This window comes from Shimwellia blattae DSM 4481 = NBRC 105725 (assembly GCF_000262305.1).
Lineage (GTDB): Bacteria > Pseudomonadota > Gammaproteobacteria > Enterobacterales > Enterobacteriaceae > Shimwellia > Shimwellia blattae.
The window spans coordinates 1,842,164-1,867,424 of sequence record NC_017910.1 but is presented as its reverse complement, the minus strand read 5'-3'; the positions used below and the strand labels follow the sequence as shown (position 1 = coordinate 1,867,424).

Here is a 25,261-nt window from a genome sequence, read left to right as displayed (position 1 = left end):
TGAGGAGTACCGGACACGGTTCCGGTACTTCCTCCCCCGCCGGAAGAAAATCTGAACATTTTATTTATTATTACTGCCATTCCTCATTATTAATAATAAAAACCAGCCTTCAGAAAAATTCAGAAATAATTTACCCACAATATTAACTATTAGTAAAATTAACGTGACACTCCGTAAGGCCGGGGTATTTTTAATTCTCATAGACGAAAATTTACATATCATGATATAATGTGACAGAAAAAACGCGCAGGTTATTGCCCTGCCAGTAATCCAGATAAATTTTCGAGGAGAGCATTCCAGTGGGACGTAAATGGGCCAATATCGTTGCTAAAAAAACGGCTAAAGACGGTGCAACGTCTAAAATATATGCAAAATTCGGTGTGGAAATCTATGCCGCAGCGAAACAGGGTGAACCGGATCCGGAATCAAACTCCACGTTAAAATTCGTTATTGAACGTGCGAAACAGGCTCAGGTTCCCAAGCATGTTATTGATAAAGCGATTGATAAAGCCAAAGGCGGCGGCGATGAAACCTTCGTGCAGGGCCGTTATGAAGGCTTCGGCCCAAGTGGTTCAATGATTATTGCTGAAACCCTGACATCAAATGTTAACCGCACGATTGCTAATGTCCGCACCATTTTCAATAAAAAAGGCGGAAATATCGGCGCGGCAGGTGCAGTCAGCTATATGTTTGACAACACCGGCGTAATTGTATTTAAAGGGACCGACCCTGACCGTATTTTTGAAATTCTGCTTGATGCGGAAGTTGATGTTCGTGATGTTACCGAAGAAGACGGAAATATCATTATTTATACTGAGTCTACCGACCTTCACAAAGGTATTGACGCGCTGAAAGCGGCCGGAATTACTGAATTCACCACCACAGAATTAGAGCTGATTGCTCAGTCTGAAGTTGAGCTGTCACCAGAAGATTTAGAAATCTTTGAAGGCCTTGTTGATGCCCTTGAAGATGATGATGATGTCCAGCGGGTATATCATAACGTTGCGAACCTCTGATTACCGGTTAAAAGAATCTGCCGTTATGGCAGATTTTTAACCTTATCATTTCGCTTCTGCTGACCGTGCTTATTGAGTGCAACTCGCAGCTTTCGCAAGCACGGTATCCCGCCCTCGCCTGCCCCACCGCGTGCAACTGCACTATCCGGTATAATGCATACCCGGCCGGGAAAAGAAAAACGGCCCCATTTTCATGGGGCCGTTTTTAAGCAACCTGTACCGTACTTATTTGCGGATCAGACGGAAGATGAACAGCACAACAATCGAGCCCACAACCGCCGCGATAAAGCTGGGCATGTTGAAACCGCTGATACCATCACCAAAACCAATCACTTTCGACAGCCAGCCACCGAGGATCGCCCCGACAATACCGAGAATCACGGTCATAAAGAAGCCGCCGCCGTCTTTACCAGGCATAATCCATTTGGCGAGAATACCTGCGATAAGACCAAAAATGATCCAGGAAATAACACCCATTTATAACACCTCTTATTTATTTCCAGCCACAAATACACCAGGCAACTGCCGGTGACGCCAACAAACGTCCCAGTGGCTTAAGTATAGGTACTATACGCCAAAAATGAGATCTCTCTCACCGGTGTGCGCTAAAGGCAGCTATTTTCAGGATTTTCTGACCGCTACGCGTTTTTTTTATCCACTCTGGCGGGTGAAAATAGCGCCAGAGCGGAATATTTCGCCATAATAACGGTTAAATTTCGTCCATCGCCCGGGTCACTTTCCACAGGTAGCGCGGGGCCTGGGCCGCCGGGTGATTGTCCGCGATATATTCCCTGAACTCTTCCGGCGACATGCCGTTTATTTTCTCGATGGCGCGTTTACGGTTTGAAGAGAAGGTGCGCAGTAAAGCCCCGGCGCCGTTGGCGTAGGAGATGATCAGCGCATATTGCATGGTTTGCGGATCCTTAATGCCGGAAAGAATACCGTGCTCAAGGATGCTCAGGTACGCCGTACCGGTGGAGATATTCCGCTGCGGGTTTTTCAGCTCGCTGTTACTGGGCTGGCCGCGCCACCCCATATGGCGCCAGACATCTTTGCCTGCGGTGGAGGCTTTGATCTGCATCAGCCCCACGGCGTTAGATTTGCTGACCAGATTCGGGTTCCCGCCGGATTCCACGGCAATAATGGCGGTGATCAGCCGTGGGCTCACCCCCCAGGCCTGGCCCGCCTGCTGGCTGATGGGCAGCCAGCGCAGGGCACGCTGTGTCGGTTTAGCCGGATCCCAGGGTGCCTGGGTGCGGTCTGGTTTCCCCGCACAGCCCGCCAGAAATAACGCCAGAATAATAAACCATCTGAATTTCACAACCCGATCCCTCTCCAGAGCAGCCATTGCCCCTCCATGCTGGTGGATGACAACCGTAAACGTAAGCGGCATGATAACGAATTCTTTTTGTAAGTCAGCAGGAATTATCCATGTCTTCCATTCATCTGATCGCCCCTTCCGGCTATTGTGTTCAGCAGGCGGCAGCCGCCCGTGGTATTCAGCGTTTAACCGAAGCCGGGCATACGGTGTTAAATCAGGCGGTGGTCGCGCGCCGTTTTCAGCGCTTTGCCGGTAGCGATGCCCAGCGCCTGGCCGACATCAACCAGCTTGCCGGGCTGCCGGAAACGGTTGATATTGCCCTGGCGGTGCGCGGCGGTTATGGGGCCAGCCGCCTGCTGGATCAGATAGACTATCCGGCCATTGCCGCGCGCATAGCCCGCCACCCGCTGGCCCTGTGCGGGCACAGCGATTTTACCGCCATTCAGTGCGCACTGCTGGCGACCACCGGCGCCATCACCTGGACCGGGCCGATGCTCTCAGCCAATTTTGGCGCCGAAAAGCTCAGCGACTTCACCCTGTGGCACTTCTGGCGTGCCCTGCACGAGCCGGAGTTTACCTTCGACTGGGCCACCCCGGGCATTGCGGGGGAAACCCGGGGCACCCTGTGGGGCGGCAACCTGGCGATGCTGGTCTCCCTGCTGGGCACCCCCTGGTTCCCGCAGATAGAAAACGGCATTCTGGTTATCGAGGATGTGAATGAGCACCCGTTCCGGATCGAGCGTTTATTGCTCCAGCTGCATTACGCCGGGGTACTCAAGTGTCAGAATGCGATTATTCTGGGAAGTTTTAGCGGTAATACGCTTTCTGATTACGATGACGGCTACAATTTTAACGTTATGTGTGAGACAGTAAGCGCGCGCCTCAATATCCCAGTAATCAGTGGATTACCTTTTGGTCATGAACCGGAAACCATCACGCTGCCTTTCGGCGCCCGGGGTGTGCTTCGTCACACCGGAGCCCGGGCCAGTCTGACGGTGTCCGGCCATCCGGTTATCGGGGCGTAGAACCCTTTAGCACCACGGGCCGGGATGCCGGTGGTGCGTTATTTGCTGAACCCTATTTGCAGGAGAACCACAACGTTGGACACCGGGACGATTATTAATCTTTTTATTTTGGGTTCGGTACTGGTGACTTTTAGCATTCTGCTAAGTTCATTTTCTTCCCGCCTGGGGATCCCCATTCTGTTTATCTTCCTCGCCATCGGGATGCTGGCCGGGGTGGACGGGGTGGGCGGTATTCCCTTTGATAACTACCCGTTTGCTTACCTGATCAGTAACCTGGCGCTGGCGGTGATCCTGCTGGATGGCGGTATGCGCACCCAGGCCAGCTCCTTTAAAGTGGCCCTGGGCCCGGCCCTTTCACTGGCAACCCTCGGGGTGCTTATCACCTCCGGGCTGACCGGGATGGCCGCCGCCTGGCTGTTTAACCTTAACCTGATTGAAGGCATGCTGATAGGCGCGATCGTCGGCTCAACGGATGCGGCGGCAGTCTTCTCCCTGCTGGGCGGCAAGGGGCTTAACGAGCGCGTCAGCTCCACGCTGGAGATAGAATCCGGCAGTAATGATCCGATGGCGGTGTTTCTCACCATCACCCTGATTGCGATGATCCAGCACCATGAAACGAGCCTCAGCTGGTCGTTTATTGGCGATATTGTGCGCCAGTTCGGGCTGGGGATCGCCCTGGGGCTGGCCGGGGGCTGGATAATCCAGCAAATGGTTAACCGCATCACCCTGCCCACCGGGCTCTACCCGCTGCTGGCGCTGAGCGGCGGCATCCTGGTGTTTGCGGTCACCACCGCCCTGGACGGCAGCGGGATCCTGGCCGTCTACCTGTGCGGTTTTCTGCTGGGCAACCGCCCGGTGCGCAACCGACACGGTATTTTGCAAACCTTCGACGGTATGGCCTGGATGGCCCAGATAGGCATGTTCCTGGTGCTGGGGCTGCTGGTGAACCCCTCGGATCTGCTGCCGATTGCCATCCCGGCGCTGCTGCTCTCCCTGTGGATGATCTTCTTTGCCCGCCCGGTATCGGTGCTGATAGGTCTGCTGCCGTTTCGTAATTTCACCTCCCGGGAGCGTATTTTTATCAGCTGGGTGGGGCTGCGCGGCGCGGTGCCGATTATTCTTGCCGTCTTCCCGATGATGGCCGGGCTGGAAAACGCCCGCCTGTTCTTTAATGTGGCCTTCTTTGTGGTGCTGGTCTCCCTGCTGTTACAGGGCACCTCTCTGAGCTGGGCGGCCGGTAAAGCCAAAGTGGTGATCCCCCCGATGGGGCACCCCATATCCCGGGTGGGGATTGATGTGAACAGCAAAGGGGACTGGGAGCAGTTTGTCTACCAGCTCAGTGCCGACAAATGGTGCGTAGGGGCGGCCCTGCGCGATCTGCAGATGCCCGCCCAGACCCGTATCGCGGCGCTGTTTCGCGGCAACGAGCTGCTGCACCCCAGCGGCAGCACCCGGCTGCGGGAAAACGACGTGCTTTGTGTTATCGGCCATGAGCGGGATCTGCCGGTGCTGGGCAAGCTGTTCAGCCAGACACCGCCCGTGGCTCTGGACCACCGCTTCTTTGGTGATTTTATCCTTGAGGCGGATGCCCGGCTCAGCGATCTGGCGGTGATTTACGGGCTGGATCTCAGCCACCACGACAATCTGCCCCCGACCCTTGGCGAAATGCTGATGGAGCAGCTGGGCGGTACGCCGGTTGTTGGCGATCAGCTGGTGTTTGAAGGGATGGTGTGGACCGTGGCGGAAAAAGAGGACAACCTGGTGCGCAAGGTCGGGCTGCGGGTTGCCGGAGAGGACGATCTCTAGCCTCTCCGGCACGCTCAGTGTTTGATAACCAGCGCCACCCGGGGCGCTCTGGCACACATCAGCTCATAGCCGATGGTGCCGGCGGCCCGGGCGACTGTGTCGATTTTTATCTGTGGCCCCCACAGCTCTACCGGGCTGCCGATCCCCGCCTGTGGGCAGGGGGTCAGATCCACCGCCAGCATATCCATTGAAATCATGCCCACGGTGCCGGTGGTAACCCCCGCCACGGCCACCGGGGTGCCGTCTGGCGCGGTGCGCGGGTAGCCGTCTGCGTAGCCTGCCGCCACAATGCCAATGCGCATCTCCCGGTCTGCCTGAAAACGGCTGCCGTATCCTACCCTGTCGCCGGGTTTCAGGTTCTGAATGCCGATAATCTCGCTGCGCAGCGACATGACCGGTTGCAGGCCGCTACCGGCAATATCCTGCCAGTCGCCCCCCGGAGAGGCACCATACAGAATAATCCCCGGGCGCACCCACTGGTGCCGGGTCTGCGGGTGCCACAGGGTGGCGGCAGAGTTCGCCAGGGAACGGGGAAGATCCAGCCCCCGGGCCGCCTGCTCAATATTAACCAGCGCGTCGCTGATGCCCTCAGGCTGGTCCGCGTCGGCAAAGTGGGCCATCAGGGTTATCTGCCCGACATTCGCCATGCCGCGTAGCTGCTGGTAAACAGCCGCCGCCTGCCCGGGGGGAAAGCCCAGCCGGTTCATGCCGCTGTTGATTTTCAGGTAGATATCCAGCGGGGCCCGCAGCCGGGCCTGCGCCAGCGCTTTCAGTTGCCAGTTGCTGTGTACGCTGGTGGTCAGCCGGTACTGGTCAAAGAGCGGCAGCTCGTCGGCACTGAAAAACCCTTCCAGCATCAGTACCGGCCCTTTCCAGCCCCCGTCGCGCAGCAGTATTGCTTTTTCCAGCTCCAGCAGTGCAAAGCCGTCGGTGGCGCTCATGGCCTGCCAGACATGGGCCAGGCTGTGCCCGTAGGCGTCCGCCTTGACCACGGACCAGACCCGCGATTTCGCTGCCACCCGGCGCACCACCTGCAGATTATTACGCAGGGCCGCCAGATCCAGCTCTGCCGTTACCGGGCGCGTCATAATGGTGTGCTCCGGTCTGCCATGGCGCCATGCAGGCGATGGGTGTGGCCCGGGGAGAATCCGGGCAGGTAGCGGGCCACCGCCAGATCGTCAGACTGGATAGCCGGGGTTCTGCCGGAGACCAGATCGCTGAGCAACTGGCCGGAGCCGCAGGCCATGGTCCAGCCCAGGGTGCCGTGGCCGGTGTTGAGCCACAGGTTTTTCAGCGGGGTGCGCCCGATAATCGGCGTGCCGTCTGGTGTCATGGGGCGCAGGCCGGTCCAGAAGGTGGCCTGGCTGATATCGCCCCCCCGGGGGTACAGATCCCGGACCACCATCTCCAGGGTCTCCCGGCGTCTGGCCAGCAGCTCCCGGTTAAAGCCGACAATTTCCGCCATGCCCCCCACCCGGATCCGCTGATCAAAGCGGGTAATGGCGATTTTATAGGTTTCATCCAGCACGGTGGAGACCGGCGCCCCTTGCGGATCCGTTATCGGGATCGTCAGCGAATAGCCTTTCAGGGGGTAGACCGGAATATCCACCAGCCCGTGCAGCAGCCCGGTAGACCAGGAGCCAAAGGCCATCACGTAGGCATCGGCGCGGATAACCTCACCGCCGCAGCGCACCCCGGTAATGGTCTGGCCGTCGTGCAGCAGCTCGCTCACGGCGGTATTAAAGCGGAAGGTGACCCCCGCCTGCTCTGCCATATGGGCCAGATTGCGGGTAAAGAGCTGGCAGTCGCCGGTTTCATCATTTGGCAGGCGCAGGCCGCCGGTCAGTTTACCGGCCACCTGAGCCAGGGCAGGCTCGACCTGGCCCAGGGCGCTGGCCTCCAGCAACTGGTAAGGCACCCCCGCCTCTTTCAGGACGTCAATATCCCGGGCGGCATTTTCAAACTGCTGCGCCGTGCGAAACAGTTGCAGGGTGCCCCCCTGGCGGCCTTCATACTGAATGCCGGTGGTGTCGCGCAGGGTTTTCAGGCAGTCCCGGCTGTATTCGGCCAGGCGCACCATGCGGGCTTTGTTCTGCTGGTAGTGGCGGGTGTCGCAGTTGCGCAGCATCTGCCACATCCAGCGGAGCTGGAAGCCGCTGCCGTCCAGGCGGATAGCCAGGGGCGCATGGCGCTGGAACATCCACTTAATGGCTTTAAGGGGGATCCCCGGTGCCGCCCAGGGGGCCGCGTACCCCGGCGAGATCTGCCCGGCGTTGGCGGCGCTGGTTTCCAGCGCGGGCCCCGCTTCCCGTTCGATGACCGTAACCTCATGGCCTGCCTGGCGTAAATACCAGGCGCTGGTGACACCGACCACTCCACTTCCCAAGACCACCACTCGCATATTCGCGCTCCGGTTAAGCAAAAGAATAATCAACTGATTACAAATTGATAACCTAGAAGAAAATATTATTCAACATACAAGTTTATTATGGTGATAGCTCTCACAAAGGGCTGTTATTGCGGGTTTTCAGCGAAAACAGCACCTTGTGCTCCGGGTAAATAACTTCCGGAAAAAAATTCTGCCAGGTGGCTTAAATCCCGCGTTTTTGCGCAGCTAACTCCGGGGAAATTTTTTTACTCAGCGGCATGATTTATAACAGCTGTTCTATGCTTGGTATGAGGCTCTCCACAAAGAGAGGGCCAACAACAATGAGGGCGCGCTGATGGCTACCGAAACTGACTGGGCAATCAGGGAGAGTAAACGTCTGAGTGACGGACCGGACTGGACGTTCGATTTGCTGGATACCTACCTGGCAGAAATTGACCGGGTGGCCCGGCTCTACCGGCTGGACACTTACCCGCACCAGATTGAGGTTATCACCTCCGAACAGATGATGGACGCCTATTCCAGCGTGGGTATGCCTATTAATTACCCTCACTGGTCGTTCGGTAAGAAATTTATCGAAACCGAGCGGCAGTACAAACACGGCCAGCAGGGCCTGGCCTATGAAATCGTGATTAACTCCAGCCCCTGTATCGCCTACCTGATGGAGGAGAACACCATCACCATGCAGGCCCTGGTCATGGCCCACGCCTGCTACGGGCATAACTCATTTTTTAAAAATAACTACCTGTTCCGCAGCTGGACAGACGCCAGCTCGATTGTCGATTACCTGCTGTTTGCCCGCAAATACATTACCGACTGTGAAGAGCGCTACGGGGTTGATGAGGTCGAGCGGCTGCTGGACTCCTGCCACGCGCTGATGAACTACGGGGTGGACCGCTATAAACGCCCGCAGAAGATCTCCCTGCAGGAGGAGACCGCGCGCCAGAAAAGCCGCGAAGAGTATCTGCAAAGCCAGGTCAATATGCTGTGGCGCACCCTGCCGCGCCGCGAAGAGGAGAAGCTGGCCGAGACCCATCACCGCTTCCCGTCTGAGCCCCAGGAGAACCTGCTCTATTTTATGGAGAAGAACGCCCCGCTGCTGGAGCCCTGGCAGCGGGAGATCCTGCGTATTGTGCGCAAGGTCAGCCAGTATTTTTACCCGCAGAAACAGACCCAGGTGATGAACGAAGGCTGGGCCACCTTCTGGCACTACACCATTCTCAACCACCTGTATGACGAAGGGAAAGTGACCGACCGCTTTATGCTGGAGTTCCTCCACAGCCATACCAATGTGGTCTACCAGCCCCCCTATAACAGCCCCTGGTACAGCGGAATCAACCCCTACGCCCTCGGGTTTGCCATGTTCCAGGATATTAAGCGCATCTGCCAGACCCCGACGGAGGAGGATCGCTACTGGTTCCCGGATATTGCCGGGAAAGACTGGCTGGATACCCTGCACTTCGCGATGCGTGACTTTAAAGACGAGAGCTTTATCAGCCAGTTTTTGTCGCCCAAACTGATGCGTGATTTCCGCTTCTTCACGGTGCTGGATGACGATCGCCATAATTATCTGGAGATTTCCGCCATCCATAATGAGGACGGCTACCGGGAGATCCGCAACCAGCTTTCCGCCCAGTACAATCTGAGCAATCTGGAGCCGAATATTCAGGTGTGGAATGTGAATTTACGCGGTGACCGGGGGCTGACCCTGCGTTATATCCCCCATAACCGCGCCCCGCTGGATAAAGGCTGCCGGGAGGTGCTTAAGCATGTTCACCGGCTGTGGGGGTTTGATGTGATCCTTGAGCAGCAAAATGAGGACGGCAGTATCGAGCTGCTGGAGCGCTGCCCGCCGCGCATGAATAACCTGTAGCCTGGCACAGACACCGTCACCTGCAAAAACAAACGGCCCCGTTCAGGGGCCGTCTCTTTGGCATTGCCGATATCAGGCCTGGCGCGGCGCCAGATCCCCGGTCAGGGTTTTCTGCATCCGGTGCCAGATCTCGCCGCTATCGCGGCCATAGCAGCGCACCACTTCATAAACCTGATCATAGAGCCCGTCTGCACACAGTTTCGCCAGCCGGTGGTAGAAGCCCAGCGCCAGGCTGCGCGCTTCCGGGTTGGCGAAATAGTTGCGCCCGATCCGGGTGTACAGCCCTTTCATGCCGTTGAGGATAAGCCCGTATATGGGGTTGCCGGAGGCAAACGCCAGGCCGCGGAAAATGTTGTAGTCCAGCTCGGCAAAGGCGTCTGCGTGGTCTTCAATTTCCCGGGCCATAGCCAGCACTTCCCCGGCTTTGTCCGGGTGCTGGCGAAAGGCAGTGCGAATAAAGATAGTGGCGATATTGGTCCGCACCGAGAGCAGATTATCAATCAGCTGCGGTACGCTGTCGTGATCAAGGCGCGCCAGGGTCTCCAGAATATTCAGCCCGGAGGTTTCCCAGAAATTATTCACTTTGGTCGGTTTGCCGTGCTGAATGGTCAGCCAGCCGTCCCGGGCGAGGCGCTGTAACACTTCGCGCAGGGTCGTTCTTGTTACGCCAATAAGTTCAGAAAGTTCACGTTCCGCCGGCAGAATCGTTCCCGGTGGGAAACGATTATTCCAGATACTTTCAATTATGTACTCTTCAGCGAAACCCGCAGGGCTTTGCGCCTTAATCACCATAGACCGCTTCCGTAAACCTGTTTTCTGAAAAATTCACTCATCATACCAGAGAGCCCGGTAAGCAGATAGCGCCGCCCGGGCCAAAAACGAGATCCCCATAGTGTTTTCACTACCCGGGTGTCCGAACTGGCTGATTTTTAACCACTTGCCTATCCCCCTCGCCTCCCGTATGCTGCAAGGTTGTGTCGGATTACTAAAATGTGATGAAAGAAGCAAAAAACATATGGATATTTCAACGGGTCGTGCGCTGTATCGCAACTTTCTGGGCCAGTCACCGGACTGGTATAAACTGACACTGCTGATTTTCCTGGTGGTCAATCCGCTGGTCTTTTTCTTTGTCAGCCCCTTTCTCGCCGGCTGGCTGCTGGTGGCGGAGTTTATTTTCACCCTGGCGATGGCGCTGAAATGCTATCCGCTCCTTCCCGGCGGCCTGCTGGCGATTGAGGCGGTATTTATCGGCATGACCAGCGCGGAACACATCCGCACCGAGATTGCCAGCAACCTGGAAGTGCTGCTGCTGCTGATCTTTATGGTGGCGGGTATCTTCTTTATGAAGCAGCTGCTGCTGTTTATCTTTACCAAGCTGCTGCTGGGGATCCGCTCAAAAACCCTGCTTTCTCTGGCCTTCTGCCTGGCGGCGGCGTTTTTGTCCGCCTTTCTGGATGCGCTCACCGTGGTGGCGGTTATCATCAGCGTGGCGCTGGGGTTCTATGGTATTTACCATCAGGTGGTGTCAGCCCCTGGCGCAGACGGGCAGAACGATATTCTGGATGACTCCCACATCCGCCAGAACAATAAAGAGATCCTCGAACAGTTTCGCGCCTTTTTACGCAGCCTGATGATGCACGCCGGGGTCGGTACGGCCCTGGGCGGGGTGATGACTATGGTCGGGGAGCCCCAGAACCTGATTATCGCCAAGGCGGCTAACTGGCATTTTGGGGAGTTCTTCCTGCGTATGATGCCGGTGACGATCCCGGTCTTTGTTTGCGGGCTTATCACCTGTGTGCTGCTGGAGCGCACCAAATCCTTTGGCTACGGGGCCACACTGCCCAGGCGGGTACAGGTGATCCTGCGCCGCTATGATCAGCGCGCCAGCGCGAAGCGCACCCGTCAGGATAATGTCAAACTGGCAGTTCAGGGGGTTATCGCCATCTGGCTGGTTATCGCCCTTGCCCTGCACCTGGCCGAAGTGGGGCTGATTGGTCTGACGGTGATTATCCTCGCCACCTCCCTGTGCGGGGTGACGGATGAGCACACCATCGGCAAAGCCTTTACCGAGTCGCTGCCCTTTACCGCCCTGCTGACGGTGTTTTTCTCGGTCGTTGCGGTGATTATCGACCAGCAGCTGTTCTCTCCGGTGATCCACTTTGTGCTGAACGCCAGCCCCCACTCCCAGCTGTCGCTGTTTTATCTGTTTAACGGCCTGCTGTCGTCGATTTCCGATAATGTCTTTGTCGGCACCGTGTATATCAATGAGGCGCGCCACGCCCTGGAGCAGGGCACCCTCTCCCTGGGGCAGTTTGAAATGCTGGCAGTCGCCACCAATACCGGCACCAACCTGCCCTCCGTGGCGACCCCGAACGGCCAGGCGGCGTTTCTGTTTTTGCTCACCTCCGCGCTGGCGCCGCTGATCCGGTTGTCCTACGGGCGCATGGTGTGGATGGCGCTGCCTTATACCATTGTGCTTACCCTGGTGGGGCTGCTGTGTGTGGAGTTTACGCTTATCCCCGCCACCCACTGGATGGACGCTCAGGGCTGGCTTATCAACCACCCGATTGAGGGGATCACCCGGTAATTACTGAGGCCGCAGGTAACGGGTTCGCCACACAGGAACCCGTATATGCATCAGCCAATTAGCGAAAATATTGCGCGGATCAGGTGGCGGGAGCGCGCAATTGGTTTACACTGCCGCCTTAGCGCACCTTTAGGGATAACTTTTTATGTTGCGATATCTGAATCAATGCTCACGCGGGCGCGGCGCCTGGCTGCTGCTGGCACTGACCGCTTTTGCGCTGGAACTGGTAGCATTATGGTTTCAGCATGTGATGCTGCTCCAGCCATGTGTGTTATGTATTTACGAGCGCGTGGCCCTGTTCGGCGTGATGCTGGCGGGGATTATCGGGGCCATTGCCCCGGCGACACCGCTGCGCTTTGCGGCAATGGCCTTGTGGATCTACAGCGCCTGGCGCGGTCTGGAGCTGGCCTGGCAGCATACTATGCTGCAACTGCATCCGTCGCCGTTTGCCGTGTGTCCGTTCCGCCCGGACTTCCCCGCCTGGCTGCCCCTGGACAGCTGGATCCCGCAGATCTTCTCCGCGACCGGCGACTGCGCCGTGCGCCAGTGGCAGTTCCTCACTCTGGAGATGCCCCAGTGGCTGGTGGGCATTTTCGCCGCTTATCTGGTGGTGGCGGTGCTGGTGGTTCTGGCCCAGTTCTGCAAACCCAAACGCCGCGATCTGTTCGGCCGTTGATCCTGCCCGCCTGCGGGCGGGTATACGCCACAAATTAACAAAAAACGGTTCAGCAGCGCGTTATACTCTGTTCATCAGCTAATTTGTATGATGAATAAAACAGGCTGTTATAACACCTGATAGTTGTGCTGTTTGATCCCTTTCCCCCTGCTCTCTCCGGCAGGGGGATTTTTTTATGCTGGCGGGTAATCTTATGACTGGATCTCATAGCCCTGGGGCAGATTCATAATATGATCCTGCCAGTCATTCACCTCAGACTCTTTCACCGCAATGTGGCGCACGGAGATACGCTCCGCGTGCATGGCCGATTTGGAGCCGGTACGCAGCGGGTGCCAGCGCGGCAGATCCTGGCCCTCTGCCAGCAGGCGGTAGGCGCAGGTCGGCGGCAGCCATTCAAAGGTCATCAGATTTTCGCGCGTCAGCTTAATGCAGTCCGGCTCGTAGTCGAAGCGCCGGGCATAGTTGCGGCACTGGCAGGTTTTGATATTTAACTGGCGGCAGGCCACGTTGGTGAAGTAGATCTCGTCCGTGTCTTCGTCCATCAGTTTGTGCAGGCAGCACTGGCCGCAGCCGTCACACAGTGATTCCCACTGCTCGTCGCTCATTTGTTCCAGGGTGTGGGTCTGCCAGAAAGGTTGTTCAGTCATGGGTTCTTCGGTTCAGAAAGTATCAGTGGCTAGTTTATTATAGTCAGCCCCCGTTGCCAATTTTACCGCCAGCGGGCTGGCGGTAACCTGTTACAGAACCCGGGTAGAGACCGCCTCACCGTTAAGGGTCACGGTGATGTCGTCGCCACTGTGCAGCGGGCCAACCCCTGCCGGGGTGCCGGTGAGGATGACATCCCCGGCGCGCAGGGTAAAAAAGCGGCTCATATAGCTGATGAGCGGCACTATCTTGTGGATCATATCGGCGGTGGAGCCGTCCTGGCGCATCTCACCGTTTACGCTCAGGGTGAGCCGTGCGTTCTGCGGATCGCCGTTAAACTCTTTGACCGGAATAAACCCGGAGACCGGGCAGGCGTTATCAAATCCTTTGGCCTTCTCCCAGGGGGCACCGGCTTTCTTCAGGGTGCCCTGCAGATCGCGCAGGGTAAGGTCAATCGCCACCCCGTAACCGGCAATGGCTTTAATGACGTGCTCCGGGCCTGCCTGCTTCAGGGTGTTGCCGATAAGAATCGCCAGCTCGACCTCATGGTGTACAGCCCCGAGCCCTTCCGGCAGGGCCAGCGGCTGGCGCAGATCGCAAAGGGCGGTCTCCGGTTTAATAAACAGCACCGGCTCCGTTGGGGTGGCGCTGCCCATCTCTTTAATATGTTGCGCGTAGTTACTGCCCACGCAGACCACTTTGCCGGTCTGGCAATCCAGCAAGGCGCCCTGCCAGTGACGATGTTGATACATAACGACCTCTCAAGACAGATAAACGAGTGTTAGCTGGCTGTTACTATTTGCAAGCCCTGGCAGGAAAGTCAATCAACTGGCGGTAAAAGCGTGGTGCCCGGCGAAGATTAGGCACGCAGGGATACAGCGGCCCCGGGGCCGCTGGCGGCATTATTGCCCTTTGTTGCGGGCAATGTGCATTTTCAGCAGGCTTTCCGGCGGTGGCGGCAGCTGCAGATAGTAGCCCTGCTCTTCCAGCGCGTTTCTGACGGTGTCCATATCGGCGTTGGCCAGTTTTTTACTGCCATCAAGGGGTAATATCATTGACAGTACCGGGCGGCCGAAACTATTGAGCAGTTCTTCGGGTACGCGGGAGAAATCGTCTTTTTTTTCGACGTAAAGATAAGTCTGGTCACGTTTACTGCTTCTGTAGATCACACAAAACATGTTTTTACTCTGATTTCGCGGGATGGTTATTGCCTGAATATAACTGTGACTATAACATGCCTTCTATACTTCGGAATATGTTCCCGGAATATCGGGATTAAACTGTATTGAGTAAGGCCAGGATGTCAAACACGCCAATCGAGCTAAAAGGCAGTAGCTTCACCTTATCAGTGGTTCATTTACATAATGTTCAGCCAGAGGTTATTCGGCAGGCACTGGAAGATAAAATAGCTCAGGCCCCGGCATTTTTGAAAAATGCGCCTGTGGTGGTGAATATTGCAGCACTTGAGGCACCATTTAACTGGCCGGAAATACTAAAAGCGGTGCAGGCGACCGGTTTGCGAATTATGGGTGTCAGCGGCTGTAAAGACGCTACGCTTAAAGCACAGATCGGGCGCAGCGGTATTCCGCTACTGACCGAAGGTAAAGAAAAAGTCCTCCGGACAGAGCCTGTGCGCCCTGAGCCGGTCGCAGAAGAAAAGGTGATTGCGCCAGCGCCCGCCCCGGTGGCCGCGGCACAGACCCGTATAATTGATACACCGGTGCGTTCCGGGCAGCGAATCTACGCCCCTGGCAGTGACTTAATCGTTACCAGCCACGTCAGCGCAGGCGCTGAGCTTATTGCCGACGGTAATATTCATATCTACGGCATGATGCGCGGGCGCGCCCTCGCCGGTGCCTCAGGTAACCGGGACGCACAAATATTTTGTACCCACCTGGGGGCGGAACTGGTTTCCATCGCCGGGGTTTACTGGCTGAGCGAACAGATCCCGGCCGATTTTTCTGGCAAGGCAGCCCGCATGTGTCTCACTGACGGTGTCTTGTCCGTACAACCATTAGACTAATAAGCCCTTTTAACAAGGAATTCCTTATGGCACGCATTATTGTTGTTACATCTGGTAAAGGGGGCGTAGGCAAGACCACGTCCAGCGCGGCCATCGCTACGGGTTTGGCCCAGAAGGGGAAAAAAACCGTCGTTATCGATTTCGATATCGGCCTGCGTAACCTGGATCTGATCATGGGTTGCGAGCGCCGGGTAGTCTACGATTTCGTTAACGTCATTCAGGGTGACGCCACCCTGAATCAGGCGCTGATCAAAGATAAACGGACAGAAAATCTGTATATCCTGCCCGCGTCCCAGACCCGCGATAAAGACGCACTCACCCGCGAAGGGGTTGAGAAAGTGCTTGATGAGCTGGCGGAGATGAAATTTGACTTTGTCATTTGCGACTCCCCTGCCGGTATTGAAACTGGCGCCCTGATGGCGCTCTACTTCGCTGATGAAGCAGTGATAACCACTAACCCGGAAGTCTCTTCCGTTCGCGACTCGGACCGTATTCTGGGGATCCTCTCCTCAAAATCCCGCCGGGCTGAGAATGGTCAGGACCCGATTAAAGAACACCTTTTGTTAACCCGTTATAACCCTGGCCGCGTAAGCAAAGGGGACATGCTGAGCATGGAAGATGTGCTGGAAATTCTGCGCATTCCGCTGGTCGGCGTGATCCCGGAGGATCAGTCCGTACTGCGGGCGTCCAACCAGGGGGAGCCTGTTATTCTGGATGATGCATCCGATGCAGGTAAGGCGTACTCCGACACCGTCGAGCGTCTGCTGGGAGAAGAACGTCCCTTCCGTTTTATCGAAGAAGAGAAGAAAGGTTTCCTCAAACGCCTGTTCGGAGGATAAGTTATGGCATTACTTGACTTTTTTCTGTCACGAAAAAAGACCACCGCGAATATCGCGAAAGAAAGATTACAAATTATTGTTGCCGAACGTCGGCGCAGCGATGCAGAACCCCACTATCTGCCCCAGCTTAAGCGCGATATTCTGGAGGTCATCTGTAAATATGTACAGATCGATCCGGAAATGGTGACAGTACAACTGGATCAAAAAGGCGACGATATATCGATTCTGGAATTAAACGTTACGTTACCGGAAGCCGAAGAATCAAAATAAGCACGGAAAAAGCCCCCGATATTTCGGGGGCTTTTTTTTACCGCTGCAAACGCCGTGGGAATTATAGAATTATCTTATTGTCCGGCGCGAATAAGCCTGTTTCAGGAAATAATAACCCGCACCGGCCAGATAATTTCCGGTTAATAATCTTTTAACAGCGTTATTAATTGTTCTCCCAGTAAGCGGTTACGCCAGCCGCTAATTAACTCGGGCGGCATCGATTGTGGTTTAATCTTCCAGTGCCAGTTTAATAACTGGTTGATCTGGCGACGGGATGCCAGCAGCTCCGCACTCACCCCTTTCTGCTCAGACACCTGCTGCACCAGGGCTTTAATCGCCTTAAACGCCTTGCGGTAGCCGGGCATATCCACCAGGTTTTCCATCGCTGCCGGCAGGGCCTCTTCCGGTAGCGCGTTCGCCTGCTCCACCAGCGCCAGCAGGGTTTTACCATGGAAGCGGATTTCATTCCCCGCAAGGCCCAGGCTGCTCAGCTCACCCAGTGAACCCGGCATATAGCGCGCTACCTGCCAGAGGTGCTCTTCGCGGACAATAAAGTTCACCGCCATATCCCGCTCCCGGGCTTTACGTAACCGCCAGGAGGCCAGCAGTTGCAGGCAGCCGAGCTGGCGGGTGCGCAACTGCCAGGCGTTGCCGATTTCGCGCCAGGCCTCCTGCGGATCCAGCACGTCAGCGCGGCGGGCCATCATCAGGCGGCATTCGTCCATGGCGGCGTCCATCCAGCCGCTGGTCTGGGTTTCATCGATTAATTTACGGGCGATGGGCAGCAGCCAGTAGACATCCCCGGCGGCGTATTCGCACTGGCGCTCTGTCAGCGGGCGGGCCAGCCAGTCGGTCCGGGATTCGCTTTTATCCAGCACCACCCCGCAGTAGGCTTCCACCAGGGTGGCAAACCCGCAGGAGAGCGGACGGCCACAAAATGCCGCCAGCACCTGGGTATCAATCATCGGGTCCGGCATCATGCCGAAGCTGTTGGCAAAGACTTCCAGATCTTCACTTCCCGCGTGGAGGATTTTGGTCACGTTGCGGTCCGCCAGCAGCGCTTTAAAGGGCGACCAGTCGCTGATAGCCAGCGGATCAATCAGCGAGATGCGTTCGCTGTCATACAGCTGGATCAGGCCCAGTTGCGGATAATAGGTGCGGGTACGGACAAATTCAGTATCAAGGGTCAGTACCGGAAACTGGCGCGCCGCCTGGCATACCTCTGCCAGCGCCTCGTTGGTGGTGATCATCTGGTAATTCAACATATGTTCTCTTCAGTTTTGCGCCCAAAAAAAAGCGCCGGACGGGCCAGCGCTCAGGGGGCTGTGCTACTGCTTCATTAGCCCTTATTGTTGCCTGTCTTGTGCGCTTCGTCACGCAGTTCTCGTCGTAAAATCTTTCCTACGTTAGATTTGGGCAGTTCGGTACGAAATTCAATCAGCTTCGGCACTTTGTAGCCGGTCAGGTGACGGCGGCAGAAGGCTATCAGATCCTCCTGGGTGAGTGCGGGATCTTTACGCACCACAAAAATCTTCACGTTCTCCCCGCTGACGCCGGCAGGTACCCCCACGGCGGCCACTTCCTCAACCCCCTCGTGCTGCATCACCACATCTTCTATCTCGTTCGGGTAGACGTTAAAGCCGGAGACCAGAATCATGTCTTTTTTGCGATCCACAATGCGCAGGAAGCCCTCTTCGTCCATGGTGGCAATATCACCGGTGTGCAGCCAGCCGTCTTTGACTATCTCTGCGGTGGCCTCCGGGCGCTGCCAGTAGCCCAGCATCACCTGGGGGCCACGGACACACAGCTCCCCGGGCTGGCCGGGCGGCACCTCGTTGTCGTTATCATCCACCAGCTTCACCTCGGTGGAGGGCACCGGTAGCCCGATACTGCCGCTGTGGTAGGTAATATCGTGGGGGTTCACACTCACCAGGGGGGCGCACTCTGTCAGCCCGTAGCCTTCCAGCAGGAACTGCCCGGTGAGCTTCTCCCAGCGCTCGGCCACCACCTGCTGCACCGGCATCCCCCCGCCTGCGGCAAGGTGCAGCCTGGAAAAGTCCAGCTTGCGGAAGTCGCTGTTGTTCAGCAGCGCATTAAACAGGGTGTTCACCCCGGTCATGGCGGTGAACGGGTACTTCGCCAGCTCTTTTACCAGCCCCGGAATATCGCGCGGGTTGGTGATAAGCAGGTTCTGGCCGCCCAGCTCAATAAACAGCAGGCAGTTCATGGTCAGCGCAAAAATATGGTACAGGGGGAGCGCGGTCACCACGTGCTCTTTCCCGGCGAACAGCAGCGGCCCGTAGGTGGCTTTCACCTGTTCAAGGTTCGCCAGCATATTACGGTGGGTGAGCATGGCCCCTTTCGCGACTCCGGTAGTGCCCCCGGTGTACTGTAAAAAGGCGATATCATCACCGAGCAGTTCGGGCTTGATGTACTGCATCCGGTAGCCCTGGTGCAGGGCGCTGCGAAAAGAGACCGCATCCGGCAGGTGGTATTTGGGCACCAGCCGCTTAATGTATTTCACCACAAAGTTAACCAGCGTGCCTTTGGCGGCAGATAGCTGGTCCCCCATGCGGGTCAGAATCACGTGTTTTACCGGGGTACTGGCGACCACTTTTTCCAGGGTATGGGCAAAGTTAGAGACGATAACTATCGCGCTGGCGCCGCTGTCGTTAAGCTGGTGCTCCAGCTCTCTGGGGGTGTACAGGGGGTTGACATTAACCACTATCATGCCCGCCCGCAGGATCCCGAACAGCGCCACCGGGTACTGCAGCAGGTTTGGCATCATCAGGGCGACCCGGTCGCCTTTTTGCAGCCCCAGCCCCTGTTGCAGCCAGGCGGCAAAGGCGCGGCTGCGCTCTTCGAGCTTACGGAATGTCATCACCTCGCCCATGTTGATAAAGGCGGGCTGGTCTGCATAGCGCTGCACGGCCTGTTCAAACAATGCGATCAGTGAGGGGTAACGATCGGGGTTAATATCACCGGGCACATCCGCCGGGTAGCGATTCAGCCAAACCTTCTTCAAAGATTCACCTCTGTATTTATTATTTGTCGTCATCTCAACCCCAAACAAATACACATGTCGTTAACATAATATTAACTCAGCGTACCAGTTTATTAATTCACCTGAATGAAGGTTGAGAAGCGCATCACTAATTATTTTTCTTTCGTCCTGAAAATAAATAAACAGCGGACCAGCCGCTGTTTATAATAATTTTTAAATCAATGAGTTACTCAGTAACTACCGATTGCACCTGGGCAGGACCAGGGGCGTACCACCCCCAGGGACCAGGCCCGTAGCGGTAGCCCCAGGGACGTGGCCCCCACATCCACGGATCCGGCTGAGGCGGCATTACCACCTGCTGAACCACGCGCCAGCGTTTATAACCGGTAACCTGCATCACCATATATTTATAGGTTGCCGCACCGATTTTACCCTCCTGTACGCCGGTTATCGGGCCGACCACGGTGACCAGCTGGCCGCGAAAATCGACCGGGTCAAGGAAACCGTTGACGTCTGCATAAATGCGCCCGCGGGAGGCGGCACCCAGCACGGGCCTTGCGCCGTCATCCAGCGCCACCGTGGCGATTTCCAGCCGGGTTTTGCCCTGCAGGGAATGAACCTCAATGACCTTGCCGCCAAAGCGCGCTTCCTGCCCGACATACAGCTGCGGTGCATTCATTACCCGCACCAGATCGTCCTGAGGGGTCGGACTGGTGCCTCTGATTGCATCGGGAACCGTTACGCAACCGCTGAGCACAATGCTCACCAGCGCGGCCAGCAAAAAACGGGATTTTACTGCCTTACAACCCGCCATTTCTGACTCCTTAACCCGGCACCATCCCCTGAGGGTTATGCTTTACCGGGCAGTTTTTTCCATGCTACTTCGTTGCGCAGATAGACCGGTTCGGCGTTCTCTACGGCAACGGTCTCATTACGTGCCAGTTTGGCGCAGGCCAGCGCCAGCATGTCTTGTGCGTCGGGGAGCTGAATATCGCCGCTGTTCAGGACCAGGCCACACTCTGCGGCCATATCCGGCCACGCCTGCCAGCCGGTGCCCACAGTAGCCCACTCACCCGTCAGTTGTTTTAACCGCTCACTAACCGCCTGCGGTTTTAGCACCGCTTCGGTTTCCTCGCCGTGCCAGTGGCCGTGCGCATCGCGCTGATACTCCGCCCAGTAGACCTCCCCCATGCGGGCATCGATCGCCGCCAGCACCCGGGTAGCACCGGTTTTACGAAATGCCCCCTGGGCCATGGTGGCCAGGGTTGATATGCCTATCATCGGCAATTCGGCCCCGAGCGCCAGCCCCTGGGCAATACCAATACCGATACGCACACCGGTGAAGCTGCCCGGGCCGCGCCCGTAGGCAAGGGCATCCACCTGAGACAGAGAAATAGCGCCCTGGTTCAGAATATCTCTGACCATCGGCAGAATACGTTGGGTGTGTTCGCGGGGGCAAAGCTCAAAGTGGCTGTACGACGTGCCGTCTTGCCAGAGCGCAACAGAACAGGCTTCAGTGGCTGTATCAATGGCCAGAATTTGCATGGGTTACATCAACCTCGGTGGGTCTCCAGAAGTCAAACCGGCGCGCATCATACCACAGCGCGCCCGCTACCCTAAATAATTCGCGGCCCGCTGCCTGCGGGCGCGGGTCGCTATAAGTATGGTTGCTAACCGGTTACTCTGCCCGGGGCAGCGCTGTACCGGCGGCTAAAAATTCACGCGCCCGCAGCAGATCCCGGGTACGGGGGGCCGGGGGCAGGCTGTTCAGGAACACCGCCCCGTACGGGCGCATCACCAGGCGGTTATCGCAAATCACCAGCACCCCGCGATCGTCCACGTCGCGGATAAGCCGCCCTACCCCCTGTTTCAGGGTGATGACCGCATCGGGAAGCTGCACCTCATCAAAGGGATCGCCGCCCCGTAACCGGCAGTCTTCCATGCGCGCTTTGAGCAGCGGATCGTCCGGGGAGGTAAACGGCAGCTTATCAATAATCACCAGTGAGAGCGCATCCCCGCGCACGTCGACCCCTTCCCAGAAGCTGCTGGTGGCCACCAGTAGCGCGTTACCCGCCTCCACGAACTGGCGCAGTAGCTGGCCTTTGCCCGTCTCCCCCTGCAGGAGCACCGGTAAAGTGAGCTGAGCGCGAAATTCCGCCGCCAGATCGCGCATCATCGCGTGGGAGGTACACAGCATAAAGCAGCGGCCGTTGTTCGCCTCAATCAGCGGGATAAGCATCCGGGCCAGCTGGCGCGCACCGCCGGGCTGGTTTGGCTGGGGCAACCCCCGGGGCACACACAACAGCGCCTGGTGGGCGTAGTCGAAGGGGCTTGGCAGCATCATGGTTTCTGCGTCTTCGATCCCCAGGCGGCGGGTAAAATGGTGCAGATCGTCGTTAACCGACAGGGTGGCGGAGGTAAACACCCAGCTTCCGGCCCGCTGGCGGATAAGCTCCTGGAATTTTTCCGCTACCGTAAGCGGGGTCAGCGCCAGGGTGAAGTGGCGCGAGGTGCATTCATACCAGTAGCTGTAGCCCGGCTGGTTGATCTCTTTTAGCCGTTTCAGCCGCCCCCGGTAGAGGGTGGCCCGCTCGAAGGCGGCATCCAGCAATGCGGAGCGCCCGAGCGAGAGTTTCGCCACGTCATAGCAGAGTTCGAGGGCGTCATCCAGCAACAGCAGCGCCCGCTGAATGGCGGGATCCGCCAGCAGCTCGCGCAGGTTCCCCCGGTAGCCCGGCTCCCCCAGTTGCAGGCGAAAATCCTGGGCGCTCTGGGCCAGGCGATCGGCGCATTTTTGCAGTTGCTGGGTGTCTTTCAGCTCGGTGCGGTAGGCGATGGTAATGTCTTTCGCCAGATCGATAAGCTGGCGGCTGGATAACGACTGACCAAAATACTGGCTGGCGATATCCGGGATCTGGTGGGCTTCGTCAAAAATGGTGACTTGCGACTCCGGGATAAGCTCGGCAAAGCCGCTCTCTTTCACCACCATGTCGGCCAGGAACAGGTGGTGGTTTACCACCACCACGTCTGCATCCATCGCTTTTTTGCGCGCTCTGACCACGTAGCAGTCTTTATATTGCGGGCAGTCGCTGCCGAGGCAGTTGTCGTTAGTGCTGGTGACCAGGGGCCAGACGGGGGCGTCTTCCGCAACGCTTGCGCAGTTGCTGGTGTCGCCATCGCTGGTTTCGCTGGCCCAGCGGCGCAGCTGCATGAGATCGGTCAGGGTCTGGACCGGTAAATCCCCCCCGGCCATGGTCTGCTGCTCCAGGCGCTCCAGGCACAGATAGTTAGAGCGGCCCTTCAGCAGGGCCAGGGTGCCGGTGTATTCCAGCGCGCGGGCAACCGTGGGCAGATCCCGGTTGTAGAGCTGATCCTGCAGCGCTTTCGAGCCGGTGGAGATTATCACCTTTTTGCCCGCGCGCAGTGCCGGGGCAAGGTAGGCGTAGGTTTTACCGGTTCCTGTACCGGCTTCGACCACCAGCGAGCGGCCCTGCTCCAGCACCCGGGTCACGGCCTGAGCCATCTGGCGCTGGGGTTCCCGGGGCCGGAATCCGGGGATCGCCCGGGCCAGTTGCCCTTCTGCTGCAAAATCGTCTGTCACGCTACCCCCTGGTTAAATTGCCAGTGATTATGTCAGGCCCGTCGCGCTTACGCCAGTGAAGAGGTGACGCGGCAGGCGCAATATGGCAGTCTTGGCGGCCAGAAATATCGTCATAAGGGATAAAACATGACTATTGTTCGCATCAAACCTGAAGCCCGCTGGTCCGACGCGGTTATCCACAACCAGACCCTGTACTACACCGGTGTGCCGGAAAATCTGGACGCCGACGCCTACGCGCAGACCGTGAACACCCTGGCCCAGATAGAGACTGTGCTGAAAGAACAGGGTAGCGATAAATCGCGGATTCTGGACGCCACTATTTTTCTGACCGACAAAGCAGACTTTGCCGCCATGAACCGGGCGTGGGATGAGTGGGTGGTAGCCGGTCATGCACCGGTGCGCTGCACGGTGCAGGCAGGGCTGATGAACCCCCGCTACCGGGTAGAAATTAAAATTATTGCCGCGCTGTAAAACATCACCGGGCGCATTATTGCGCCCGGTGGGTGTTATCTGTCGTCGGTATCGTCGTCGTAACCGTCGTCTTCTTCGCCCCCGTCGTCGTCTTCATCTTCAAACAGAGCCACCACCCGCTCACCCGTATGGGTGGCGCGAATTTCTGCCGCGACAGTGGCTATCGCCTCGCCGCTGGTCATGCCCTGAGTCATCAGTTCCTGAATACGCTCCACGGCCTGCTGCTGCTGTTCATGGCTTAATAAAGGTAAACCTGCAAACATTGTCGACTCCTGTTACATTACGAGCGCTATTATTCCACGCCCGCCGCCTGCGGGCCAGTGAACATCGCTTTTGTCAGCTATTCAGGAACCGGTTATGCCCCGTAACACCCCCGCAATAGTTACCCTGCCCTGGCACCAGGATGCCGCCAGCACCTGGTTTGCCCCCCTCAGCCACCAGCCCTGGGCCATGCTGCTGCACTCCGGCCAGGCGGATCACCCCCATAATCGCTTTGATATTGTGGTGGCCGATCCGCAGATAACCCTGACCACCCGGGGCGCAGATACCCGCATATGCCGCGGGGGGGAGATAACCCACAGCGGTGAGGATCCGCTCTTTCTGGTGCAGCAGGCCCTTGACCAGTACCGGATAACGCCCCGGCCGGATGCGGATCTGCCCTTTCAGGGCGGCGCCCTCGGGCTGTTTGGCTATGATCTGGGCCGCCGCTTTGAAACCCTGCCTCAGCAGGCCCGGGCGGATCTCCACACCCCGGATATGGCAGTCGGGATCTACGACTGGGCGCTGGTGGTGGACAATCAGTTAAAGCGCGTGACCCTGCTGTGCTGGGGGGAGCCTGAGCAGCGCCTGGCGTGGCTACAGAGCCAGCGCCCGCAGGCGGGCGACCCCTTCACCCTGACCGGCCCCTGGCAGTCGAATATGGACCGGGAGCAGTACGGCGCCCGTTTTCGCCAGATTCAGCAGTGGCTGCACAGCGGAGACTGCTACCAGGTCAACCTGGCCCAGCGCTTTTGTGCCCCCTACCGGGGGGATGAGTGGCAGGCATTCTGCCGCCTGAATCACGCTAACCGCGCCCCGTTCAGCGCGTTTGTGCGCCTTGAAGAGAACGCCTTGCTGAGTCTCTCCCCGGAGCGGTTTATTCAGCTGACTGACGGCCAGATCCAGACCCGGCCCATTAAGGGCACCCTGCCGCGTATTGCAGACGATCCGCAGCGCGATGCGCAGCAGGCCCGTAAGCTGGCGGCCTCGCCCAAGGATCGGGCAGAAAACCTGATGATTGTCGATCTGCTGCGCAACGATATTGGCCGGGTGGCGGTGCCGGGCACGGTGCGCGTGCCGGAGCTGTTTGTGGTGGAAGCCTTCCCGGCGGTACATCACCTGGTCAGCACCATTACCGCCCGGTTATTACCCACCCTGAAGGCCACCGATCTGCTGCGCGCCAGTTTCCCGGGGGGCTCCATTACCGGTGCCCCTAAAGTGCGGGCCATGGAAATTATCGACACGCTGGAGCCCCAGCGGCGCAATGCCTGGTGCGGCAGTATCGGGTATCTCAGCTTCTGCGGCAATATGGATACCAGCATTACCATCCGCACCCTGACGGCTGAACAGGGGTATCTCTACTGCTCTGCCGGGGGCGGTATTGTGGCCGACAGCGACGAGGCGGCGGAATATCAGGAAACTTTTGATAAAGTTAACCGTATCTTACCTTTGCTTTGAGA

The 25,261-nt window shown here is 57.5% G+C and carries 24 protein-coding genes and 2 pseudogenes; 11 read left to right on the top strand and 15 right to left on the bottom strand.

The window, feature by feature from the left end:
• The first annotated feature begins 299 nt into the window (after positions 1 to 299).
• Complete coding sequence (locus EBL_RS08660) at positions 300 to 1,016, top strand: YebC/PmpR family DNA-binding transcriptional regulator (protein ID WP_002443916.1); 717 nt, start codon at positions 300 to 302, stop codon at positions 1,014 to 1,016.
• A 225-nt stretch (positions 1,017 to 1,241) separates the two neighbouring features.
• Here the strand turns inward: EBL_RS08660 and EBL_RS08655 are convergent, their stop codons facing one another.
• Together EBL_RS08655 and emtA are read right to left on the bottom strand one after the other, a co-directional pair.
• Positions 1,242 to 1,493, bottom strand: a complete 252-nt coding sequence (locus tag EBL_RS08655) for a GlsB/YeaQ/YmgE family stress response membrane protein (protein ID WP_002443918.1) — start codon at positions 1,491 to 1,493, stop codon at positions 1,242 to 1,244.
• 232 nt (positions 1,494 to 1,725) lie between these two features.
• Complete coding sequence (gene emtA / locus EBL_RS08650; protein WP_002443920.1) at positions 1,726 to 2,337, bottom strand: membrane-bound lytic murein transglycosylase EmtA; 612 nt, start codon at positions 2,335 to 2,337, stop codon at positions 1,726 to 1,728.
• Positions 2,338 to 2,447: 110 nt separating this feature from the next.
• Between emtA and ldcA the strand changes: the two genes are divergently transcribed.
• Together ldcA and EBL_RS08640 are read left to right on the top strand one after the other, a co-directional pair.
• On the top strand, positions 2,448 to 3,362 hold the full coding sequence (ldcA, locus tag EBL_RS08645) for a muramoyltetrapeptide carboxypeptidase (RefSeq protein WP_002443922.1): 915 nt from the start codon (positions 2,448 to 2,450) through the stop codon (positions 3,360 to 3,362).
• A gap of 75 nt (positions 3,363 to 3,437) precedes the next feature.
• Positions 3,438 to 5,159 (top strand): annotated as a pseudogene (locus EBL_RS08640) (potassium/proton antiporter); the annotation flags it as partial.
• Here the strand turns inward: EBL_RS08640 and EBL_RS20975 are convergent.
• The 3 genes and pseudogenes from EBL_RS20975 to EBL_RS08630 all read right to left on the bottom strand — a co-directional run.
• Positions 5,097 to 5,225 (bottom strand): annotated as a pseudogene (locus EBL_RS20975) (hypothetical protein); the annotation flags it as partial. The pseudogenes EBL_RS08640 and EBL_RS20975 sit on opposite strands and share 63 nt — an antisense overlap.
• Positions 5,183 to 6,256: a catabolic alanine racemase DadX gene (dadX, locus tag EBL_RS08635; protein ID WP_002443926.1), complete on the bottom strand. Its 1,074-nt coding sequence runs from the start codon at positions 6,254 to 6,256 to the stop codon at positions 5,183 to 5,185. The gene dadX and the pseudogene EBL_RS20975, both read right to left, overlap by 43 nt.
• Complete coding sequence (locus tag EBL_RS08630; protein ID WP_002443928.1) at positions 6,253 to 7,569, bottom strand: D-amino acid dehydrogenase; 1,317 nt, start codon at positions 7,567 to 7,569, stop codon at positions 6,253 to 6,255. The genes dadX and EBL_RS08630 overlap by 4 nt, the downstream gene beginning before the upstream one ends.
• A 322-nt stretch (positions 7,570 to 7,891) precedes the next feature.
• Between EBL_RS08630 and EBL_RS08625 the strand changes: the two genes are divergently transcribed.
• A complete protein-coding gene (locus EBL_RS08625) occupies positions 7,892 to 9,427 on the top strand; it encodes a SpoVR family protein (RefSeq protein ID WP_002443929.1) in 1,536 nt (511 codons plus the stop codon).
• A 72-nt stretch (positions 9,428 to 9,499) separates the two neighbouring features.
• On the opposite strand, the gene fadR is transcribed toward EBL_RS08625, so the two are convergent.
• Positions 9,500 to 10,219, bottom strand: a complete 720-nt coding sequence (fadR, locus tag EBL_RS08620; RefSeq protein WP_002443931.1) for a fatty acid metabolism transcriptional regulator FadR — start codon at positions 10,217 to 10,219, stop codon at positions 9,500 to 9,502.
• Between the two features lie 223 nt (positions 10,220 to 10,442).
• Between fadR and nhaB the strand changes: the two genes are divergently transcribed.
• On the top strand, positions 10,443 to 12,014 hold the full coding sequence (gene nhaB / locus EBL_RS08615) for a sodium/proton antiporter NhaB (RefSeq protein WP_002443933.1): 1,572 nt from the start codon (positions 10,443 to 10,445) through the stop codon (positions 12,012 to 12,014).
• A gap of 145 nt (positions 12,015 to 12,159) precedes the next feature.
• Positions 12,160 to 12,690, top strand: coding sequence for a disulfide bond formation protein DsbB (gene dsbB, locus EBL_RS08610; protein ID WP_002443936.1), 531 nt, complete (start codon positions 12,160 to 12,162; stop codon positions 12,688 to 12,690).
• A 191-nt stretch (positions 12,691 to 12,881) separates the two neighbouring features.
• On the opposite strand, the gene EBL_RS08605 is transcribed toward dsbB, so the two are convergent.
• The 3 genes from EBL_RS08605 to EBL_RS08595 form a co-directional block, all read right to left on the bottom strand.
• Positions 12,882 to 13,337 carry a YcgN family cysteine cluster protein gene (locus EBL_RS08605; RefSeq protein WP_002443938.1) on the bottom strand — a complete coding sequence of 152 codons (456 nt, stop codon included), beginning with the start codon at positions 13,335 to 13,337 and terminating at the stop codon, positions 12,882 to 12,884.
• 90 nt (positions 13,338 to 13,427) lie between these two features.
• Complete coding sequence (locus EBL_RS08600) at positions 13,428 to 14,087, bottom strand: fumarylacetoacetate hydrolase family protein (RefSeq protein WP_002443940.1); 660 nt, start codon at positions 14,085 to 14,087, stop codon at positions 13,428 to 13,430.
• 150 nt (positions 14,088 to 14,237) lie between these two features.
• On the bottom strand, positions 14,238 to 14,513 hold the full coding sequence (locus EBL_RS08595; protein ID WP_002443942.1) for a YcgL domain-containing protein: 276 nt from the start codon (positions 14,511 to 14,513) through the stop codon (positions 14,238 to 14,240).
• A gap of 122 nt (positions 14,514 to 14,635) precedes the next feature.
• On the opposite strand from EBL_RS08595, the gene minC reads away from it, so the two are divergent.
• Genes minC through minE form a run of 3 tightly spaced genes read left to right on the top strand, consistent with a single transcriptional unit; the run spans position 14,636 to position 16,467 of the window.
• A complete protein-coding gene (gene minC, locus EBL_RS08590; protein WP_002443944.1) occupies positions 14,636 to 15,358 on the top strand; it encodes a septum site-determining protein MinC in 723 nt (240 codons plus the stop codon).
• A gap of 26 nt (positions 15,359 to 15,384) precedes the next feature.
• A complete protein-coding gene (gene minD / locus EBL_RS08585) occupies positions 15,385 to 16,197 on the top strand; it encodes a septum site-determining protein MinD (protein WP_002443946.1) in 813 nt (270 codons plus the stop codon).
• A gap of 3 nt (positions 16,198 to 16,200) precedes the next feature.
• Positions 16,201 to 16,467 (top strand): cell division topological specificity factor MinE, encoded by a 267-nt coding sequence (gene minE / locus EBL_RS08580; protein WP_002443948.1) that lies wholly within the window; start codon positions 16,201 to 16,203, stop codon positions 16,465 to 16,467.
• Between the two features lie 140 nt (positions 16,468 to 16,607).
• On the opposite strand, the gene rnd is transcribed toward minE, so the two are convergent.
• The 5 genes from rnd to EBL_RS08555 form a co-directional block, all read right to left on the bottom strand.
• Positions 16,608 to 17,729, bottom strand: a complete 1,122-nt coding sequence (gene rnd, locus EBL_RS08575) for a ribonuclease D (protein WP_174270568.1) — start codon at positions 17,727 to 17,729, stop codon at positions 16,608 to 16,610.
• 77 nt (positions 17,730 to 17,806) lie between these two features.
• Positions 17,807 to 19,492, bottom strand: a complete 1,686-nt coding sequence (gene fadD, locus EBL_RS08570) for a long-chain-fatty-acid--CoA ligase FadD (RefSeq protein ID WP_002443952.1) — start codon at positions 19,490 to 19,492, stop codon at positions 17,807 to 17,809.
• A gap of 205 nt (positions 19,493 to 19,697) precedes the next feature.
• Positions 19,698 to 20,285 (bottom strand): Slp family lipoprotein, encoded by a 588-nt coding sequence (locus EBL_RS08565; RefSeq protein WP_002443954.1) that lies wholly within the window; start codon positions 20,283 to 20,285, stop codon positions 19,698 to 19,700.
• Between the two features lie 35 nt (positions 20,286 to 20,320).
• On the bottom strand, positions 20,321 to 21,016 hold the full coding sequence (gene tsaB / locus EBL_RS08560; protein WP_002443956.1) for a tRNA (adenosine(37)-N6)-threonylcarbamoyltransferase complex dimerization subunit type 1 TsaB: 696 nt from the start codon (positions 21,014 to 21,016) through the stop codon (positions 20,321 to 20,323).
• Between the two features lie 133 nt (positions 21,017 to 21,149).
• Positions 21,150 to 23,072, bottom strand: coding sequence for a DNA repair helicase YoaA (locus EBL_RS08555; protein WP_002443958.1), 1,923 nt, complete (start codon positions 23,070 to 23,072; stop codon positions 21,150 to 21,152).
• 126 nt (positions 23,073 to 23,198) lie between these two features.
• On the opposite strand from EBL_RS08555, the gene EBL_RS08550 reads away from it, so the two are divergent.
• A complete protein-coding gene (locus EBL_RS08550; RefSeq protein WP_002443960.1) occupies positions 23,199 to 23,543 on the top strand; it encodes a RidA family protein in 345 nt (114 codons plus the stop codon).
• 35 nt (positions 23,544 to 23,578) lie between these two features.
• Here the strand turns inward: EBL_RS08550 and EBL_RS08545 are convergent, their stop codons facing one another.
• Positions 23,579 to 23,806, bottom strand: a complete 228-nt coding sequence (locus EBL_RS08545; RefSeq protein ID WP_002443963.1) for a YoaH family protein — start codon at positions 23,804 to 23,806, stop codon at positions 23,579 to 23,581.
• Between the two features lie 94 nt (positions 23,807 to 23,900).
• On the opposite strand from EBL_RS08545, the gene pabB reads away from it, so the two are divergent.
• Positions 23,901 to 25,259, top strand: coding sequence for an aminodeoxychorismate synthase component 1 (gene pabB / locus EBL_RS08540; RefSeq protein WP_002443965.1), 1,359 nt, complete (start codon positions 23,901 to 23,903; stop codon positions 25,257 to 25,259).
• The last annotated feature ends 2 nt before the right edge of the window (positions 25,260 to 25,261 follow it).